The 19,022-nt window shown below is 61.2% G+C and carries 21 protein-coding genes; 8 read left to right on the forward strand and 13 right to left on the reverse strand.

Features of this window, described 5'->3' with window-relative positions; genetic code table 11:
- Positions 1–468 precede the first annotated feature (468 nt).
- Both EB809_RS00105 and zapE read right to left on the reverse strand, forming a co-directional pair.
- A complete protein-coding gene (locus tag EB809_RS00105) occupies positions 469–1,653 on the reverse strand; it encodes a thiolase family protein (RefSeq protein WP_123632540.1) in 1,185 nt (394 codons plus the stop codon).
- An 83-nt stretch (positions 1,654–1,736) separates the two neighbouring features.
- Positions 1,737–2,834 (reverse strand): cell division protein ZapE, encoded by a 1,098-nt coding sequence (gene zapE / locus EB809_RS00110; protein ID WP_123632541.1) that lies wholly within the window; start codon positions 2,832–2,834, stop codon positions 1,737–1,739.
- A gap of 353 nt (positions 2,835–3,187) precedes the next feature.
- Here zapE and EB809_RS00115 point away from each other — a divergent pair, with 353 nt between their 5' ends.
- On the forward strand, positions 3,188–3,628 hold the full coding sequence (locus tag EB809_RS00115; RefSeq protein WP_123632542.1) for a YhcB family protein: 441 nt from the start codon (positions 3,188–3,190) through the stop codon (positions 3,626–3,628).
- Between the two features lie 63 nt (positions 3,629–3,691).
- Here EB809_RS00115 and EB809_RS00120 read toward each other — a convergent pair whose 3' ends face one another.
- The 11 genes from EB809_RS00120 to EB809_RS00170 all read right to left on the reverse strand — a co-directional run bounded on the left by EB809_RS00120 (position 3,692) and on the right by EB809_RS00170 (position 12,438).
- Positions 3,692–4,450 carry a Nif3-like dinuclear metal center hexameric protein gene (locus EB809_RS00120; RefSeq protein ID WP_123632543.1) on the reverse strand — a complete coding sequence of 253 codons (759 nt, stop codon included), beginning with the start codon at positions 4,448–4,450 and terminating at the stop codon, positions 3,692–3,694.
- Positions 4,451–4,519: 69 nt separating this feature from the next.
- Entirely contained in the window at positions 4,520–5,575 is a 1,056-nt protein-coding gene (gene hisC / locus EB809_RS00125; protein ID WP_123632544.1) for a histidinol-phosphate transaminase, read from the reverse strand.
- The gene (hisD, locus tag EB809_RS00130) at positions 5,572–6,897 is read right to left on the reverse strand and encodes a histidinol dehydrogenase (RefSeq protein ID WP_123632545.1); all 1,326 of its coding nucleotides are present in this window, start codon (positions 6,895–6,897) and stop codon (positions 5,572–5,574) included. The genes hisC and hisD overlap by 4 nt, the downstream gene beginning before the upstream one ends.
- A 60-nt stretch (positions 6,898–6,957) precedes the next feature.
- Complete coding sequence (gene hisG, locus EB809_RS00135; RefSeq protein WP_123632546.1) at positions 6,958–7,602, reverse strand: ATP phosphoribosyltransferase; 645 nt, start codon at positions 7,600–7,602, stop codon at positions 6,958–6,960.
- A 20-nt stretch (positions 7,603–7,622) separates the two neighbouring features.
- The gene (gene murA / locus EB809_RS00140; protein WP_123632547.1) at positions 7,623–8,885 is read right to left on the reverse strand and encodes a UDP-N-acetylglucosamine 1-carboxyvinyltransferase; all 1,263 of its coding nucleotides are present in this window, start codon (positions 8,883–8,885) and stop codon (positions 7,623–7,625) included.
- Positions 8,886–8,957: 72 nt separating this feature from the next.
- Positions 8,958–9,200 carry a BolA family protein gene (locus tag EB809_RS00145; RefSeq protein WP_123632548.1) on the reverse strand — a complete coding sequence of 81 codons (243 nt, stop codon included), beginning with the start codon at positions 9,198–9,200 and terminating at the stop codon, positions 8,958–8,960.
- A 193-nt stretch (positions 9,201–9,393) separates the two neighbouring features.
- Positions 9,394–9,720, reverse strand: coding sequence for a lipid asymmetry maintenance protein MlaB (locus tag EB809_RS00150; RefSeq protein ID WP_190294788.1), 327 nt, complete (start codon positions 9,718–9,720; stop codon positions 9,394–9,396).
- Entirely contained in the window at positions 9,717–10,370 is a 654-nt protein-coding gene (locus EB809_RS00155) for a phospholipid-binding protein MlaC (protein WP_123632550.1), read from the reverse strand. The genes EB809_RS00150 and EB809_RS00155 overlap by 4 nt, the downstream gene beginning before the upstream one ends.
- A 27-nt stretch (positions 10,371–10,397) precedes the next feature.
- Positions 10,398–10,847 carry an outer membrane lipid asymmetry maintenance protein MlaD gene (gene mlaD, locus EB809_RS00160; protein ID WP_123632551.1) on the reverse strand — a complete coding sequence of 150 codons (450 nt, stop codon included), beginning with the start codon at positions 10,845–10,847 and terminating at the stop codon, positions 10,398–10,400.
- Positions 10,847–11,629 (reverse strand): lipid asymmetry maintenance ABC transporter permease subunit MlaE, encoded by a 783-nt coding sequence (mlaE, locus tag EB809_RS00165; RefSeq protein WP_123632552.1) that lies wholly within the window; start codon positions 11,627–11,629, stop codon positions 10,847–10,849. The genes mlaD and mlaE overlap by 1 nt, the downstream gene beginning before the upstream one ends.
- Positions 11,626–12,438 (reverse strand): ATP-binding cassette domain-containing protein, encoded by an 813-nt coding sequence (locus tag EB809_RS00170; protein ID WP_123632553.1) that lies wholly within the window; start codon positions 12,436–12,438, stop codon positions 11,626–11,628. Before EB809_RS00170 ends, mlaE begins: the two co-directional genes overlap by 4 nt.
- A gap of 378 nt (positions 12,439–12,816) precedes the next feature.
- Here EB809_RS00170 and EB809_RS00175 point away from each other — a divergent pair, with 378 nt between their 5' ends.
- The 7 genes from EB809_RS00175 to EB809_RS00205 all read left to right on the forward strand — a co-directional run bounded on the left by EB809_RS00175 (position 12,817) and on the right by EB809_RS00205 (position 19,012).
- Positions 12,817–13,779: a calcium/sodium antiporter gene (locus tag EB809_RS00175; protein ID WP_123632554.1), complete on the forward strand. Its 963-nt coding sequence runs from the start codon at positions 12,817–12,819 to the stop codon at positions 13,777–13,779.
- A 14-nt stretch (positions 13,780–13,793) separates the two neighbouring features.
- Positions 13,794–14,762, forward strand: a complete 969-nt coding sequence (locus EB809_RS00180) for a KpsF/GutQ family sugar-phosphate isomerase (RefSeq protein WP_123632555.1) — start codon at positions 13,794–13,796, stop codon at positions 14,760–14,762.
- A gap of 46 nt (positions 14,763–14,808) precedes the next feature.
- A complete protein-coding gene (locus EB809_RS00185) occupies positions 14,809–15,357 on the forward strand; it encodes a KdsC family phosphatase (protein WP_123632556.1) in 549 nt (182 codons plus the stop codon).
- Positions 15,357–15,950 (forward strand): LPS export ABC transporter periplasmic protein LptC, encoded by a 594-nt coding sequence (gene lptC, locus EB809_RS00190; RefSeq protein WP_203141728.1) that lies wholly within the window; start codon positions 15,357–15,359, stop codon positions 15,948–15,950. Before EB809_RS00185 ends, lptC begins: the two co-directional genes overlap by 1 nt.
- Positions 15,928–16,476, forward strand: coding sequence for a lipopolysaccharide transport periplasmic protein LptA (lptA, locus tag EB809_RS00195; RefSeq protein ID WP_123632557.1), 549 nt, complete (start codon positions 15,928–15,930; stop codon positions 16,474–16,476). Before lptC ends, lptA begins: the two co-directional genes overlap by 23 nt.
- Positions 16,476–17,201: an LPS export ABC transporter ATP-binding protein gene (gene lptB / locus EB809_RS00200; protein ID WP_123632558.1), complete on the forward strand. Its 726-nt coding sequence runs from the start codon at positions 16,476–16,478 to the stop codon at positions 17,199–17,201. The genes lptA and lptB overlap by 1 nt, the downstream gene beginning before the upstream one ends.
- 287 nt (positions 17,202–17,488) lie before the next feature.
- Complete coding sequence (locus EB809_RS00205) at positions 17,489–19,012, forward strand: RNA polymerase factor sigma-54 (RefSeq protein ID WP_190294789.1); 1,524 nt, start codon at positions 17,489–17,491, stop codon at positions 19,010–19,012.
- Positions 19,013–19,022 lie beyond the last annotated feature (10 nt).

The following is a 19,022-nucleotide window of genomic DNA, read 5'->3' on the forward strand; positions in this document are numbered from 1 at the left end:
GCTCTAGTTATTTGTTTTCACGATGTCGGAGACTCCACGCACAGTGCTCGTGATGATGGCACTATAGCTAAGGCTCCGGGACGCTTTGATCGATCAAAAGTATGATTTTGCGGCCCCCTCACCGCCGGGTCTCCCGTGATGCCATCGCGGCACCGCCCCCTGCGGATCACCCTTTTTGTGCTGCATGCCGGTTTTCTGTCCTGGCCGGCCCAAAACGCCGAAAAATGCCTGCTCGCCACAGCCGGACGCCAGCGCCCGGTAAAGACTTCTCGCAACGCACCCTCAATATAGACGGTAAAACAGGGGGCAACCAGCGCAGGCAAACCGGTTTCAGGCACGACGGCAGGATATTTGTGATGGACTGCAAGGGAACGGAATCGGTCAGGTGGGAATTTGGCAAGCCCGGGCACGACCAACGCCCGGGCTTGGAACAACACTCTGCCGGTTAAGAACCCGCAGAGGCCGTGATTAAAGCATTTCGATGGCCATGGCGGTGGCTTCGCCCCCACCGATACACAGTGCAGCGATACCCCGGGACTTGCCCTGGCGTTTGAGCGCATGCATCAGCGTCACGACAAGGCGGGAACCGGTCGAGCCAACCGGGTGACCCTGGGCGCACGCGCCCCCGTGAACGTTGACCTTGGCCGGATCCAGCTCCAGTTCCCGAATCGGCATCATCGCCACCATCGCGAACGCCTCATTGATCTCGAACAGATCCACGTCATCCTTCGCCCAGCCGGTTTTCTCGAACAGCGTCTTGATCGCACCAACCGGCGCACAGGTAAATTCCGAGGGATGCTGGGAATGAGTCGAATGGGCGACGATCCGTGCCATGGGCTGGAGACCGCGACGCTCCGCTTCGGACTCACGCATCAAAAGAAGCGCGGAAGCACCATCGGAAATGGAGGACGCGTTGGCTGCCGTCACCGTACCATCCTTCTTGAAGGCAGGCCGCAGCGTGGGGATCTTCTCCAGGTTTGCCGTCATGGGCTGCTCGTCATCCTCGACCACCGTTTCGCCCTTGCGGGTCTTGACGGTAACCGGAATGATCTCGTCTTTCAGCACGCCGTCCTTGATCGCCTGCTGGGCCCGCTTGAGCGAGTTGATGGCGTAATCGTCCATCTCCTCACGGGTGTAGCCCTTCTTGTCGGCCATATCCTGGGCGAATGCGCCCATCAGACGACCGGTTTCCGCGTCTTCCAGTCCATCCAGGAACATGTGGTCCTGCGGCGCCTGACCCGGTCCCATCCGATAGCCCTGGCGTGCACCAAGCAGCACATAGGGCGCGTTGGACATGCTTTCCATGCCACCGGCCACCATGATGTCATTGGTGCCGGCCTTGATCAGATCGTGGGCCAGCATGGCGGCTTTCATGCCCGAGCCGCACAGCTTATTGATCGTTGTAGCGCCGGTGCCGTCAGGCAGGCCCGCCTGACGCATCGCCTGACGCGCGGGCCCCTGCTTGAGGCCGGCGGGCAACACGTTACCCATGATGACTTCCTGCACGTCTTCCGGTTGCAGCTTGGCGCGGCGCACGGCCTCGGCAATGGTCAGCGCACCCAGCTCGACGGCACTGACCGCCGCAAGGCTCCCCTGGAAACCGCCCATCGGCGTGCGGGCACCGCTGACGATGACGACGTTATCGTTGCTCATGGTATTTCCTCATCTGTGGTCGAGCCCGTTTTATTGTAAGGCACGGGCTTGTTATTGGTGTTTCGTCGGCTCCGCCCGCCGGGTCAGGGCTTATGCGGTGCCTGGAGGTATTCTTTCGACTGCATTTCCAGCAGACGCGATTCGGTCCGCTCGAACTCGAAACCCAACCGGCCGCCGGCGTAGAGTTCGTGGATGGGGGCCTCAGCCGAAATGATGACTTTGACGTGGCGGTCGTAGAATTCATCGATCATGTTGATGAAGCGCCGGGCCTGATCGTCTTTCTCGCGGCCGAGAACCGGCACATCGCTGACAATCACCGCATGGAACTCCCGCGCCAGCTCGATGTAGTCGTTCTGGCTGCGCGGCCCGTCGCACAGGGCCTTGAAGTCGAACCAGACGACATCGTCGGCGTGACCGATGGCCGGGATCTTGCGGCCGTTCACTTCCAGATTCAGGGAGTGACCGGTGGAGTCCACCGACAGCCGGTCGAAACTGGACTGCAGGCTCTCGGTAGCCTCAGCGCCCAGTGGCGTGTGGAACAGGCGAGCCTGCTCCAGCGTCCGAAGACGATAGTCGACGCCGCCATCGACGTTGACGACGTCCGTATACTTCTTGACCAGGTCAATCGCCGGCAGGAATCGGGCGCGCTGGAGGCCGTCCTTGTAGAGGCCGTCCGGCACGATGTTCGAGGTGCAGACCAGGGTGACGCCGTGGCTGAACAGCGTATCGAGCAGCGTAGCCAGGATCATGGCATCACCAATGTCCGACACGAAAAACTCATCGAAGCAGATGACGGCCGTTTCTTCGGCAAAGCGCTCGCCGACGGTTTCCAGGGGATTCTTGGTTCCCTTGAGCGTCTTGAGTTCGTTATGCACCCGCTGCATAAAGCGATGGAAATGAACCCGCATCTTGCGCTCGAACGGCAGCGATTCGAAAAACGTGTCCATCAGGTACGTCTTGCCCCGACCGACTCCGCCCCAGAAGTACAGGCCCGTAATGGGCTCCTCCCGGCCGCCACGCAGCTTACGCCGCAGCTTGGTGAATGTCTTTTGTCGCTGGCTTTCGGATTCCACCAGTTTGTCGTACAGTGCCTGAAGACGCTGTACCGCGTCCGCCTGAGCGGCATCCTTCTCGAAACCGTCTTTCTGGAGGTCTTGCTGATAGCGTTCCCACGGGGTCATGCGTTGCTCTTGTCTCGCTGGATAATACTGGTCAATAAAGCGGCGTATTGTCGCTGATTTTGTCCCTTTTCTCCATTGTGTCGGCTCGCACGCGGCAAGACCGCGCCCGTTACAGGCGATACCGGTCCATCGATGGTCTATGCGACGATTGGAGGGCCGAACAGGCATGGGCGATATACCGGTCAGCCGGTATACTTAGGATGCCCGCGTTAATACCCTGCGATGCGTCTCCAACCAGTGAGCGCCGCCAGGGTGCAAGACTGGGCAGTCAGGGTAATCAACCGCCACAAAGGCACCGGGACGCCACCATCGGCGTCTTGATACTCATTCTCGAATTCAGGGTCAGGGACAGTATGACGCAACTCATTCTCATCGGTTTAGCCACCCTCGTCATCGGGCTCGTTGTCGGCGTACTGGTCGGCCGCTCAGGCCAGAGCACCAGCTTGCGCCAGCGCCGTCTGGAGCAGCAGATCGACGAGTTGCGCAGCGAATATACCCGGTACCAGGCCCAGGTCAACGAGCACTTCATGGAATCTGCTCATCTGATGCGCCGGCTCAACGATGTCTACCGGGACGTCAGCCAGCACATGGCCCGCGGCGCCAACCGGCTGTGCCACGATGAAGACTGGCTCCATGAGCTGGAGAAGAAAGACGACACCGCCCGCCTGGGGGACGCCAAGTCAGGCGACTCCGGTTTTGAGCCGCCCCGGGACTATGCGCCCAAAAGCGACCCCAAAGAGAAAGGCACACTGGCCGAAGACTACGGCCTGCGCGAGAAAAGCAAGACCGAATAAGACGGCTACGTTCCGACGTGGCCAGACGGTGGCAACCCGACAACCGGTTGCCACCGCCCTTCCCTACACCGGATTATCGATATCGATGAAGGTGTGACGAATTCCCAGCTCCCGGGCCAGACGCTCACCCACCGCCTGAACGCCGTAACGCTCCGTCGCGTGATGACCTGCCGAGAAATAGTGAATGCCATCTTCACGTGCGGTATGCACGGTGGGCTCGGAAATCTCACCGCTGATAAAGGCGTCCGCTCCAGCGTCCAAAGCCTGATTGATGAACCCTTGAGCAGCCCCGGTACACCAGGCCACCCGACGAATTAGGTCGGCGCCATGCCCTACGTGCAGGGGCGTTCGGCGCAACCGCTCTTCCAGCAGACCGGACAGCTCGGTCGCTGTCATCGGTGATTCCAGGTCGCCGGTCCATACCAGGCTACCCGCCTGCAACGGTGTGGCGTTGCGCAGATCCAGCACCTCGGCCAGCTGCCGGTTATTACCCAGCTCTGCGTGATCATCGAGCGGCAGATGATAGGCCAGCAGACTGACGTCCTCACGCAACAGGGTCTGCAAACGCCGCTTTTTCATGCCGCGAATGCGCTGGTCTTCACCCTTCCAGAAGTAGCCGTGGTGCACCAGCAGCAAGTCGGCGCCCGCCTCGATCGCAGCATCGATAAACGCCTGGGATGCGGTGACGCCGGTGACCACATGCGCCACCGAATCACGCCCCTCGACCTGCAGGCCATTGGGGCAGTAATCCTGGAATCGACCGGGTTCAAGCCACGATTCTACAAGGCTGACCACTTTGTCACGGGTCGTGCTCGTCGTCATGGGAGACCTCCGGAGTGGATGCTTGAAAAAATGACAGGCCGGCGACCCGAGAGACCGCCGGCCTCGTTCTTACACGATATCAGGCAGGGCCCCGAGCAGGGCGTCGTTCTGGGCTTCGGAACCGATGGTAATGCGCAGGTGGTCCTCGATACGCGGCTTGCTGAAGTGGCGCACGATGATGCTGCGCTCCCGCAATGCCGCAGCCAGGTCTGCACCGGCGTGGCCGGGATGGCGAGCCAGCACGAAATTGGCGGCTGACGGCACCACGTCGAAGCCCAACTGTTCCAGTCCGGCCGTCACCCGCTGGCGCTCGCGGATCACATAGTCGGTCGCGTGGCGGAAATAGTCTTCGTCGTCGTAGGCGGCGACGGCCCCAACCAGTGCCAGACGATCCAGCGGGTAGGAGTTGAAGCTGTTCTTCACGCGCTCCAACGCCTCGATCAAGTCCTCATGACCCACGGCGAAACCCACTCGCAGACCGGCCAGCGAGCGTGACTTGGACAGCGTCTGCGTCACCAGCAGGTTGGGATAACGATCCACCAGCTTTATGGCGCTCTCAGCCCCGAAATCCACGTAGGCTTCATCAATCACCACGACCACATCCGGGTTGCCCGCCACAATCCGCTCGACGTCGGATAAGGCCAGTGCCCGACCGGAAGGCGCATTGGGATTGGGAAAGATGATACCGCCACAATCGCCAGCGTAATCCTCCGGACGGATCGAGAAATCCTCCGCCACCGGGATCGCCCGGGCCTCGATGTGGTAGATACCGCAATAGACCGGATAAAAACTGTAGGTGATGTCCGGAAACAGGACCGGCTTGCCGTGCTGGAACAGGCCGAAGAAGATGTGCGCCAGTACTTCGTCGGACCCGTTGCCCAGGAACACCTGTTTTGTCGACACCCCGTGGTAATCCGCCAGCTTGGCCTTAAGGACATCACCATTGGGGTCCGGGTAGAGACGCAGGTTGTCGCCCGCCTCGGCACGAATGGCTTCCAGCACTTTCGGGGACGGGCCCAGGGGGTGCTCGTTGGTATTGAGCTTCACCAGATCCTTGAGTTTGGGCTGTTCGCCGGGCACATAGGGAGTCAGTTCCTTGACCCGGGGGCTCCAGAATCGGCTCATGATGCCTCCCCATTCTTATCCCGGATACGGTACTCAGCGGATTGCGCATGCGCTGTCAGCCCCTCGCCACGGGCCAATACGGAAGCGACTTTCCCCATTTCGCTCGCACCTTCCGCAGAGAAGCCGATGATGGATGAGCGTTTCTGGAAGTCGTAGACGCCCAGTGGCGACGAGAAGCGCGCCGTGCCGGATGTCGGCAGTACGTGATTGGGGCCGGCGCAGTAATCGCCCAGGGCTTCCGCCGTGAAGCGCCCCATAAAGATGGCGCCGGCGTGCCGGATGGACGGCAGCAAGCCTTCGGGATCCGCTACCGACAACTCCAGGTGTTCCGGCGCAATGCGGTTGCTGACCGCAGCGGCCTGGGCCAGGTCGTCGACATGGATCAGCGCCGCGCGATCGGAAATTGATGTGGCGATAATCTCGGCCCGTTCCATGGTGGGCAGGAGCTTGCGGATACTGGCTTCGACCCGGTCGAGGAAGTCAGCGTCCGGGCTGATCAGGATCGACTGGGCCTGTTCATCGTGCTCGGCCTGGGAGAACAGGTCCATGGCGATCCAGTCCGGATCGGTCTGGCCGTCGCAGATCACCAGAATCTCCGACGGGCCCGCAATCATGTCGATCCCCACGGTGCCGAACACTTCGCGCTTGGCGGTGGCGACAAAGATGTTGCCGGGACCGACGATCTTGTCGACCCGCGGCACGGTTTCGGTGCCATACGCCAGCGCGGCTACCGCCTGGGCGCCGCCGATGGTGAAAACCCGGTCCACGCCGGCGATACCAGCCGCAGCCAGGACCAGCTCATTCACCGTTCCACCGGGCGTAGGCACGACCATCACCACTTCACCCACGCCGGCCACTTTTGCCGGAATGGCATTCATCAAAACGGATGACGGATAGGCAGCCTTGCCGCCGGGCACGTAAAGCCCGGCCCGATCCAGTGCGGTCACTTTCTGGCCCAGGACGGTGCCGTCCGCTTCTTCGTACTGCCAGGACGGCGCCTTTTGGCGTTCGTGGTAATCGCGAACACGGGCCGCGGCGGACTCCAGCGCCTCACGCTGGGCGTCAGGAATCGAGTCGACCGCTTCGGCCATGCGCGCTTTGGAGACTTCCAGTTCAGCCACGCCGGTTGCCGTGACGCGATCGAAGCGCTCGGTGAATTCCAGCAGCGCCGCGTCACCCCGGGTGCGCACTTCATGCAGGATATGCCGGACCGACTCGTTGACCTGATGATCGACGCTGTCATCCCACGCCAGCAGGCGATCTAGGGTGACATCGAAATCCGCCGCATTGGCGGACAGGCGTTTTACGGTAACCTCGGTCATAACACATCCTCTCGGGATACGGACAAAGACTGGTTGGGTTTGGCAGGGGCGTGGCGGCCGTCAGGCCTCGCGACGACGGTCGACCGCCTCACCCAGTTTTTCAATGATAGGGTGCAGGACCCGGTGCTTCATCTTCATGGAAGCGCGGTTAGCCACCAGACGGGTGCTGATGTGGGTAATCAGTTCGCGTGGCTCCAGACCATTGGCCTTGAGGGTATTACCGGTGTCGACAATGTCCACGATCTCATCCGCCAGATTGAGAATGGGCGCCAGCTCCATAGCCCCATACAGCTTGATGATATCCGCCTGGCGGCCCTGTGAGGCGTAGTACTGACGCGCCAGATTGACGAACTTTGTCGCCACCCGCACGCGCCCCTCGGGGGATGTCTGCCCGACCGGACCGGCGGTCATCAGCTTGCAGCGGGCAATGTTCAGGTCCAGCGGTTCATACAGACCGGCGCCGCCGTGCTCCATCAGGACGTCCTTACCGGTCACGCCCAGATCGGCGCCGCCGTACTGGACGTAGGTCGGCACGTCGGTCGCGCGGATAATCAGCAGGCGCACGGCCGGATCGGTCGTGGGGAAGACCAGTTTGCGGGAGCGGTCGATGTCGTCGACCGGCTCAATGCCCGCCTCCGCCAGTAATGGCAGGGTTTCCTTGAGGATCCGCCCCTTGGAAAGTGCGATGGTGATGCTGTCTGTCATAGTCTGTCCAAATTCCGGGATCAGGCAGGCAGTCGGCGGATACTGGCCCCAAGCAACTGCAGCTTTTCTTCAATGCATTCGTAACCACGGTCGATGTGGTAGATGCGGTCGACGATGGTGTCGCCATCGGCGACCAGACCGGCGATGACCAGGCTGGCCGATGCCCGCAGGTCCGTTGCCATAACGGGCGCACCGTTCAGCTTTTCCACGCCGCGAATGATCGCGGTGTTGCCTTCCAGGGTGATGTCCGCACCCATCCGGCTCAGTTCCTGGATGTGCATGAAGCGGTTTTCGAACACCGTTTCGGTAATCGCGCCACTGCCCTCGGCCACGGCATTCATGGCGGCAAACTGGGCCTGCATATCGGTCGGGAAAGCCGGATATGGCGCCGTCCGCAAGCTGACCGCGCGCGGGCGGTTGCCCTTCATGTCGAGTTCGATCCAGTCCTTGCCGGTGGAGATGTGCGCCCCGGTTTCGCTGAGCTTCAGCAGGACGGCTTCCAGCAGATCTTCGCGGGTGTCCTTCAGCTTGACCCGACCGCCGGTCGCTGCCGCCGCCACCAGGTAGGTGCCGGTCTCGACGCGGTCCGGCAGTACGTCGTAATGACAGCCGTGCAGGCGCTCAACCCCGTTGATCTCGATGGTCGCCGTACCCGCACCCTTGATGTCTGCGCCCATGGCAATCAGACACTCGGCCAGGTCCACGACTTCCGGCTCACGCGCCGCGTTTTCCAGGATGGTTTTGCCGTCCGCCAGCGCAGCCGCCATCATCAGGTTCTCGGTGCCGGTCACGGTGACGGTGTCGAGGAAGATGTGGGCGCCCTTCAGACGGCCATTGCTGCGCGCCTTGATGTAGCCGTTCTCGACCTTCACTTCGGCGCCCATCTGCTCCAGCCCCTGGATATGCAGGTTGACCGGCCGGCTGCCGATCGCACACCCACCCGGCAGGGAGACTTCCGCCTGGCCGAAGTGAGCCACCAGCGGACCCAGCACCAGGATCGACGCACGCATGGTTTTGACCAGCTCGTACGGCGCGTGGAATTCCTTGATGGTGTTGGCGTGCACCTCGACGCTCATCTTCTCGTCGATCATCAGCTCAATGCCCATGCGGCCCAGCAGCTCGATCATGGTGGTGATGTCGTTCAGGTGCGGCAGGTTGCCAACGGTCACCGGCTCGTCAGCCAGCAGTGTCGAAGCCAGAATCGGCAGCGCGGAGTTCTTGGCGCCGGAAATCCGGATTTCCCCGTCTAGCGGCTTACGGCCGCGGATGAGCAATTTGTCCACGAATCTTGTCCTGTTAATGTGGGTCGCAGGGTCCCGGTCGGGGCCTGAACGGCATCAGGCCACCCCACCGGATCAGCCCTGGCGGGCCTGCCATTGAGCCGGAGTGAATGCCTTGATGGTCAGGGCGTGTATAGTACCGTCAGACAACTGCGGGTTGAGCGCAGCGTAGATCAGCTGCTGCTTCTTGACCGGCGACATGCCTTCGAATCGATCACCGATGGCCACAACCAGATAGTGGTTGCCGTCATTCTGGACCTGGATCTCACAGTCGGGCAGCTCTTTACGAACCAGCTCTGCCACGTCCTCCGCCTGCATGTGCGTACCTCAATCGTTTGGGGAATGCGAGCCGTCCGGCGACTCCAATCTACTAAGCTCCCGAAGCAAGGGTCTCCGGCAAGCATCGAAATTTCAGAAGCGGAATTGTATCGAATTCCGGCGGAAGGCTAAACAACGGATGGATGAAAGCGGCCAATGGATGTGATTGGAGCGGCCGCCCCATTCCGGTGGGTCAGCCGACGAGCCCGAGATAATCGGCCACGCTGCCCATTCGGGCCAGGTCGACGAGACGATCGCTGACACCCGTGAACTCGAGCGCAGCCCCCTGTTTCTCGGCCTGACGCTTCCAACAGAGCATCAGAGACACCAGCACGCTGCTGGCCCGATCGATGCCGGCCAGGTCCATACGACAGGCACTGCCGCCCTGCTCGGCCAGGAAGCCCTCGCCCAGCTTGCGCAGCGCAAGGACATCCCGGTCCAGCAGCTCAGGAGCCAACTGGAACGTGGGCAGCGAGTCACCGGCCGCGTTGACAGCTTGAGCCTGAGCCTGCCCGGTCACGACTGATCCACCTTCTTGTCCAGATCCAGTTCCTTGACCGTATCCGTCCAGCCGTCGATCACCGCCTGCACGTTGTTGCGGTTTTCTTCCATTTCCTGCGTAAAACGATCACGGAACGCCAGGCCGATGTTCACCCCTTCGACAATCACGTTTTCCATCATCCAGCGGTCGTTGTCGTTGAGGTACATCGAATAGACCACCGGATAACGATTGCCGGAGGCCGTGGTGACCTGCAGTTCCACGGACGCCCGCTCATCGTTGTTCGGATTGATCGTGGCATCGCCCACGCTGATGGTAAAGTTGTCGGCTTCGACAAGGGCCTTGGCATAACTGTCGAACAGGCTGCGCTTGAATTTCTCGACGAAAGCATCCCGCTGCTCCGGTGACGCCTGCCGCGCGTAACGGCCCATGACCCGGGCCGCGATGCGGCGAAAATCGACGAAGTTCGAAAGCGCCGATTCCATCTGCTCGTAAAACGCCTCACGATCCGAGTTGTAGAGCCCCCGTTTTTCGTTGAGCTCCTGGACCAGCGCCTGCGTGTTGTCATCCACGTACTGACGCAGCGAATCGCTGTCTGCTGAGGCCGGCATCGCCGCTACGACCAGCAGCATTGCCATAAGACTGCCCCAGACCTGTCGGACTGCTTTCATAACCCGGCTCCTGACTGAATTGGCCTCTTACTTCCCTGAGGCAAAGTTACTGATTAAACGTTCAATGTTGAGCGCCGACTGGGTGCCGTAAAAGGTGTCGCCATCTTTCATGTACGACGGATCGGCGCCAACGGATACATCCACGTATTTCTCGCCCAGCAGACCGGCGGTGCGGATAATCGCCGAACTGTCGGTCGGAATGATTTCCGCGGACGTGTTGATTTCCATTTCGACGCGCGCCTGGTAGGTCTTGGGATCGAGCGTGATGCCCGTGACCCGGCCAATCGTAACCCCGGCCATCGACACCTGCCCCCGCACCGCCAGACCGCCGACGTCGTTGAAGTTGGCGTAGACCTTGTAGGTCGGTTCCGCCGCCTGCGGCGTGAGGCCGCTGACCTGGAGCGCCAGGAACAGCAGGGCGCCACATCCGGCAAGCACAAACGCACCCACCACTATTTCCATTGTTCTCTGACGCATCAGATATCTCCGAACATCACTGCAGTGAGAATGAAATCAAGACCGAGTACCGCCAGCGAGGAGTAGACCACGGTCTTGGTGGTCGCCGAGCTGATCCCCTCGGAGGTCGGCACACTGTCGTAGCCCTGGTAAACCGCGATCCAGGTGCAGACAAAACCAAACACAATACTTTTGATCACACCGTTGAGGACGTCTTCGCCGAAATCGACCGACGATTGCATGTTGGCCCAGTAAGACCCTTCGAATACGCCCAGCCAGTCAACGCCGACCAGCATGCCGCCCCAGATACCCACAACGGAGAAGATCATCGCCAGCAGCGGCATGGTAATGAATCCGGCCCAGAACCGCGGCGCGATGACCCGGCGCAGCGGATCCACCCCCATCATCTCCATGCTGGACAACTGTTCGGTGGCTTTCATCAAACCAATTTCCGCCGTCAGGGCGGAACCGGCCCGACCGGCAAACAGCAGCGCCGTCACCACCGGCCCCAGTTCACGCACCAGGGTCAGGGCCACCATCTGACCGATCGCCTGCTCCGAGCCATAGTCGGTCAGGATGTTGTAGCCCTGCAGCCCCAGCACCATGCCGATAAACAGCCCCGAGACCACGATGATGGCCAGCGACAGCACGCCGACCGCGTAGATTTGCTTGAACAGCAGCGGCAAGCCCGTCGCTGGCCGCGGCACGGCAATCAGGCTGCGCACGAGAAATTCACTGGACCGCCCCAGGGAGGCCAGGATATCAAAAGTGCCACGTCCGATCGTTGCGAGACGATCAATCATCGTTGTGCCCCACCTGCCAGATCCTCGGCGATCGGCTCCGCCGGATAATGGAAAGGAACAGGGCCGTCGGGCTTACCCTGCAGGAATTGCTGCACGCGCTCGGATGGATTGTCCTGTAACTCCTCCGGTGTACCCGCACCGATCACCTGCCCATTGGACACGATACAGGCGTAATCGCAGATGCTCAGGGATTCGGGAACATCGTGAGACACCAGCACACTGGTGAGGCCCATCGAACGATTGAGCTTACTGATCATTTCTACCAGAACGCCCTTGGCGATCGGATCCTGCCCCGTGAACGGTTCGTCGTACATGATCAGTTCAGGATCCAGGGCGATACTGCGGGCCAGTGCCACACGCCGGGTCATCCCGCCGGACAATTCAGATGGCATCAGATCCCGCGCACCACGCAACCCGACGGCTTCCAGCTTCATCAGCACGATATCGCGGATCATGTCTTCCGGAAGCTTGGTGTGTACCCGCAGCGGAAACGCCACATTCTCGTAGGTGCTGATGTCTGAAAACAGGGCACCACTCTGGAACAGCATACCCATCCGCTTGCGCAGGTCGTACAGCGCTGAGCGCCGCAGTTTATGCACACAGATGCCGTCCACGGTGATGCGGCCACTTTCGGGGCGCAACTGACCGCCGATCAGCTTGAGCAGAGTGGTCTTGCCGGTCCCACTCGGCCCCATAATCGCCGTCACCTTCCCCCGGGGGATCTGCAACGACAGACCATCGAAGATGCGACGCTCGCCCCGCAGAAAAACGAGGTTCTGGATATCGATAAAAGTGGACTCTGATGTCATCGAGACCTTTCCTGTTGGAGGCACCCTGACAACCGGGATAGCGGGGCGCCGCACCGGCTCTTTGCCGGGAGGACCGCTTGCCCTTCGGCAATCGTCTTCATCCCTGTCTGCACGGCATTGTTCCAGATATTCACGTCGGACACATTAATGTGTCGTTAAATCCATGCCACACCGAAAAATCTGACGTCCCTGCGGACACGGTCGACCACAAAGGGCGCTACAGTATGACAACTTGGCGGGAAGCTCAAATGCAGCCCGCACCAATGCGACGTATCAATTATTCCTGACGATCCATACACCTGCACCATTCCCGGTTGCGACCGCCCCGCAACTCCATCACAATTTCCCGCCTTGTTCAGCGATCCATGGAATGACTTTATGTCTCTGCTTCCCTACATCGGCGCCATCATCGCCGGCCTTGTTCTCCTGATCTGGAGTGCCGACCGCTTTGTCGAAGGTGCCGTGGCCATGGCCCGCACCCTGGGTATGTCGCCGATGATGATCGGTCTGACCATCGTCGCCTTCGGCACCTCGGCGCCGGAGATGCTGGTGTCCGCCACGGCAGCCCTCACCGACGCACCGGCGCTGGCCGTGGGTAACGCGCTGGGCTCCAACATCGCCAACATTGGCCTGGTCCTGGGCATCACCACGCTGATAGCGCCGATTCCGCTCAAGCGCACCGTCCTGTTCCGCGAATTCCCGGTCTTGCTGGGCGTGACCATCCTGGTGTTCCCGCTCCTGCTCGATGGCGAACTCTCGCCCACCGACGGTCTCATCTTCCTGGCCATGCTGGCCCTGTCGCTTTTCCTGATGAGCCGCGGCAACAAACCGGGGGAAGCACCGGAATTCCTTGAAGAGTTGGAGGAGATGCCGGTCATGAGTACGAAGCGGGCCACGATCTGGTTCGTCGTGGGCCTCGCCGCGCTGATCCTCAGCTCACGGGTTCTGGTCTGGGGCGCCACCGAAATGGCACTGTCTCTCGGCGTCAGCGAGCTGATCATCGGCCTGACCATCGTCGCCATCGGCACCAGCCTGCCCGAGCTGGCCGCCTCGGTCGCCAGTGCCCTCAAGGGCCACCATGACGTGGCGCTGGGCAACATCGTCGGCTCCAACCTGTTCAACCTCCTGGCCGTACTGGCGATGCCGGCCCTGCTCAACCCGCTGGCCATCGACAGCGATGTCCTTTACCGGGATTACGGCACCATGACCGGGCTGACCCTGCTGCTTGCCGCCTTCGCTTACGGCATGCAGAAAAAGGGAAAACTGGCGCGCTTTGAAGGTGGTATACTGCTGGCCGGATACATTGCATACACCGTCGTGCTCTACCACGCAGCACGTTAAGGATCACCCGGCCCATGAGAAGTTCCTTTATCGAATCGGCCCGCCAGGCCATCGCCATTGAGCGCGAGGCCATCGACGCTCTCACCGATCGCATCGACCACACCTTTGAGAAAGCCTGCGAACTGGTGATGCAGTGCAACGGTCGGGTTGTAGTGACCGGCATGGGCAAATCCGGCCATATCGGTAAGAAGATTGCGGCCACCCTGGCCAGTACAGGCACTCCGTCTTTTTTCGTCCACCCCGGCGAAGCCAGTCACGGCGACCTGGGCATGATCACGGGCGACGACGTGGTCCTGGCGATCTCCAACTCCGGCCAGACCGCTGAAGTGCTGACCATACTGCCACTCATCAAGCGCATGGGTGCCCCGCTGATCAGCATGACCGGCGAGCCGGATTCCGTACTCGCCCGGGAGGCCGAAGCCAACCTGGACGTCAGTGTTCCCAGGGAAGCCTGCCCACTGGGCCTCGCGCCTACCAGCAGCACTACAGCAACGCTGGTGATGGGCGATGCGCTCGCTGTCGCCCTGCTTGAGGCCCGGGGTTTCAGCGCCGAGGACTTTGCCTTTTCGCATCCGGGCGGCAGCCTTGGACGGCGCCTGCTGCTGCGCGTGTCCGACATCATGCACACCGGCGATCGCGTTCCACGCGTGTCTCCGGACACCCTGCTCAGCGAGGCGCTGCTGGAAATCTCCGGCAAGGGGCTGGGCATGACCACCGTCGTGGACGACAACGGTCAGATGATCGGCGTCTTCACCGACGGGGACCTGCGCCGCACACTCGATCGCAACCTGGACGTTCACATCACGCCCGTCCGCGATGTAATGACGGTAGGCGGCAAACGCATCTGCGAAGAACAGCTCGCCGCCGAGGCGCTGAAAATCATGGACGAGGTCAAGATCACCGCGTTGCCGGTCACCGACCGCAACGGCGACCTGGTGGGCGCAATCAATATGCACGACCTGTTGCGCGCCGGCGTACTCTGAGGCGCCAGAACCCGTTAACCTGAAAGTGATGTTAAAGGAACCCTTCATGGAACGTCCGCTGCCCGACGACCTGATCAGCAAAGCCGCCGGCATTCGCCTGCTGGCCCTGGATGTGGACGGCGTCCTCACCGATGGCCGTCTGTATTTCACAGCCCAGGGTGACGAGATGAAGGCCTTTAACATCCTCGATGGGCACGGCATCAAACAGCTCCAGCGGGCCGGAGTCGACGTCGCCATCATAACCGGTCGCAATTCACCACTCACCGCAAGACGAGCGCGCGATCTGGGCATAAAGCACCTGCAACAGGGCCGAGAAGACAAGGAAACCGCCTTGCGCGAACTCCTGCAGGAACTCAACCTGCCCGCCGAGCAGTCCGCCTACATGGGCGATGACCTGCCGGACCTGGGCGCCATCATGCACGCCGGCCTGGGACTGTCCGTGCCCAACGGCCACTGGTATGTCCGCGAGCAGGCCGATTACACGACCGAAACGGCCGGCGGTGAAGGCGCCGTCCGGGAAATCTGCGACCTCATCCTGCAGGCCCAGAACAAGCTGGCGGACCTGCACCTCACCTATCACGCACGGGGCGCCTGATGTTGCTGAGCCGCCTGAACCATCCGCGTCTGCGCTTCCTGGCCCTGGCCATCCTGTCGGCGGTCCTGATCGGCCTGCTATGGCGCAGCGACGACCAGGGTGGCCCCTCCATCGGCCAGGAACTGCGCGGCCCGGATGAGCCGGACAGCTTTGTGGTCAATGGCGAATACCGGTCCTTCGACGAACAGGGCAAGCTGACCACCGTGATCAGTAGCCCCCGCATCGAACAGTTTGACGCACAGAACCGGGCCCACATGCAGCAGCCCCGGGCCACCATGATCGATGCGGACTCCGGCCAGCCCTGGCACATGCGTGCCGACGAGGGCAACTACCGCACCAATCGCGATGTGATTGACCTGTCCGGCAACGTGGTCATCAGCCGCGTGCTGGCCTCGGGATCCGAAGGCAGTCTGGAAACCACGCATCTGACACTGGATAACCAAAAGCGCATTGTGCACACTGACGCCCCGGTGCTGCTCCGGGATCCGCGCGGCACCACCCGGGCCACCGGCATGAAAGCCTGGATCGACCAACGGATCGTGCAACTCCAATCACAGGTGGAAGGACAGTATGAATTGTCATCTTCGCAATAAGTCCCGCCTATTGCGACGCATCGCAGGCGCCGCCCTGCTGGTGCTGGCATCCCAAGCCCAGGCTTTCGACCTCAATTCCGACAGCCCCATCAAGGTCAGCGCGGACCAGGCACGCCTCGACGACGCCAAGGGCACCGCGATCTACACCGGTGACGTGGTGGTCCGCCAGGACGGCACCGAACTGACCGCCGACAAGGTCGTCCTGTATCGGGAGCAAGGCGCACTGAACCGCATCGAGGCGCACGGCAAACCGGCCCATTACACCCAGCCCAAGACCGCCGATACGGCCAAGACCGATGCCGAGGCCATGACCATCATCTATGCCGCCGGCGAGAACCGGATCACCTTCATTGAGAAGGCCGTGATTCACCAGGACGGCAACGTCTTCAAGGGTGAGGAAATCAACTACGACACCGCCACCCGCGTGGTCACCGCCAGCGGCAGCCGCGACGGTAACGATCAGGACGGCCGGGTCGAGATGGTCATTCAGCCGCGCCAGAAAACCGGCGGGGAGAGCGGCAACTGATGGCGATCCTGCGCGCAAATAACCTGGCCAAGAGCTACAAGCAGATCAAGGTCGTCAAGGATGTGTCCCTGGAAATCCGCAGCGGCGAGATCGTCGGACTGCTGGGACCCAATGGCGCCGGCAAGACCACCTGCTTCTACATGATCGTCGGCCTGGTGCCGGCCGATAACGGCCGCGTCACCATCGACGAACGGGACATCACGCCGTTGCCCATGCATGGCCGGGCGCGCGCCGGTATCGGCTACCTGCCGCAGGAAGCGTCCGTGTTCCGCAAGCTCAGTGTCCGAGACAACATCATGGCGATCCTGGAAACGCGCAAGAAACTGAGCAAGGCCGAGCGCGAGACGCAACTGGAAAGCCTGCTGGAAGAGTTTCACATCACCCATATCCGGGACAGCCTGGGTATGGCGTTATCCGGTGGCGAGCGGCGCCGGGTGGAAATCGCCCGGGCGCTGGCGATGGAACCGGCGTTCATTCTGCTGGACGAACCGTTTGCCGGCGTCGACCCGATCTCGGTGAGCGACATCAAACAGATCATCCGGCACTTGCGGGACAAAGGGATCGGCGTGCTGATTACCGATCACAACGTGCGAGAGACCCTGGATATCTGCGAGAATGCTTACATCGTGAGTGGTGGGCACATCATTGCCTCCGGTCACGCCGACGACATCCTGGCCAACCAGCAGGTCAAGGAGGTCTACCTCGGCAACGAGTTCCGATTGTGAAAAACGGTCACAAATCCGGCCAAAGTGCGCCCCGGGCTATCGCATAATCGCCCCGAGACGCTAAACTCAAAAGCAGGACCGAACGGCGAACCACTCGCCCTGACGGTCAAAACGTTGTCATCTGGACACCCATAGCAGTAAACTTCGGCAAAGAATTTGCTTGTCGCGCCAAATTGTCATTCGACATGTTAAGTTTCAAGGCCCTATCGATATCGGGCGTGGCGTGATTCGCGAAAACCAGGCAACAAAAGTACAGCCGACAGGCATAGGGTGACGGGACTAAATCGATGGTAATGAAAGCTTCGCTTCAGCTGAAGCTGGGTCAACAGCTCACCATGACACCCCAGTTGCAACAGGCCATTCGCCTGCTGCAACTGTCCACGCTGGACCTGCAACAGGAAATCCAGCAGGCGCTCGAATCCAATCCCATGCTGGAGACCTCCGAGGAGGAGGACGGTAACGACTCCGCCGAGAACGACGGCGATACCGACGACAGCAACTCCAAAGAGCAAAGCGACTCCGACGCGTCGCAGGAAGACACCAGCTGGGACGAGCCCGCTGACGAACCGGACTGGAACACCGAAACCAACCAGGACATTCCGGACGACCTGCCCGTCGACACGGCCTGGGACGACATCTACCAGTCCGCACCCGCTCCCGCCTCACGCGGGGAAGACGAGGACGACACCGATTTCGAGTCCCGCAACTCCCCCACCGAAACCCTGCAGGATCACCTCCTCTGGCAGTTGAACCTGACGCCCATGGGCGATCGGGACCGTGCCATTGCCCATGCCCTGCTCGATTCGGTGGACCCGCGTGGCTACCTGGTGACGTCCCTGGACGACATTCACACCGGCCTGCTTGATGAGGCGGACGAAGATCCCCTGGAAATGGACGAGGTCGAGGCGGTCCTGCGTCGCCTTCAGCATTTTGATCCGCCCGGCGTCTTCGCCCGTGATCTGCAGGAATGCCTGCTGATCCAGCTCAACCAGCTGCCTCCGGACACTCCCTGGTTGCCACAGGCCAGACTGGTGGTCAGTCACTACATCAACCTGCTGGGGAACCGGGACTACGCCCAGCTGCTGCGGCGCAGCCGCCTCTCGGAAGAACAGCTCAAATCCGTGCTGGCCCTGATCCAGACCCTCAATCCACGCCCCGGCGACTCACTCGATCGCGCTGAACCGGACTACGTGGTGCCTGATGTGGTGGTGTCCAAGATCAAGGGCCGCTGGCGCGTGGAGCTGAACCCGGAGATCGCACCGCGCATTCGCGTCAACGCGGGTTACGCAGCGCTGATCCGACGTGCCGACAACAGCGCCGACAACAACTATTTGCGCGATCAGCTGCAGGAAGCCAAGTGGTTCATCAAAAGTCTGCAGAGTCGTAACGAAACCCTGCTCAAGGTCGCCACACGCATTGTCGAGCATCAGCAGGGATTCCTCGACCAGGGCGAAGAAGCGATGAAGCCGCTGATTCTGTCTGACATCGCCCAGGCCGTCGGGATGCACGAATCCACCATCTCGCGGGTGACCACTCAGAAGTACATGCACACACCGCGTGGCATCTTCGAGCTCAAGTATTTCTTCTCAAGTCATGTCAGCACGAACGAAGGCGGCGAGTGTTCGTCTACGGCAATTCGTGCCATGATCAAGAAACTGGTTGCCGCCGAAACACCGAAGAAGCCACTCAGTGACAGCAAGATTGCCGCTTTGCTGGGTGACCAGGGGATCCAGGTCGCACGACGCACCGTGGCCAAGTATCGGGAAGCCATGCATATTCCGCCTTCCAACGAGCGCAAGCGGTTGGTGTAATCGTCGGAGG

It is taken from the genome of Marinobacter sp. R17, from assembly GCF_003789045.1.
GTDB classification, from domain to species: domain Bacteria; phylum Pseudomonadota; class Gammaproteobacteria; order Pseudomonadales; family Oleiphilaceae; genus Marinobacter_A; species Marinobacter_A mangrovi.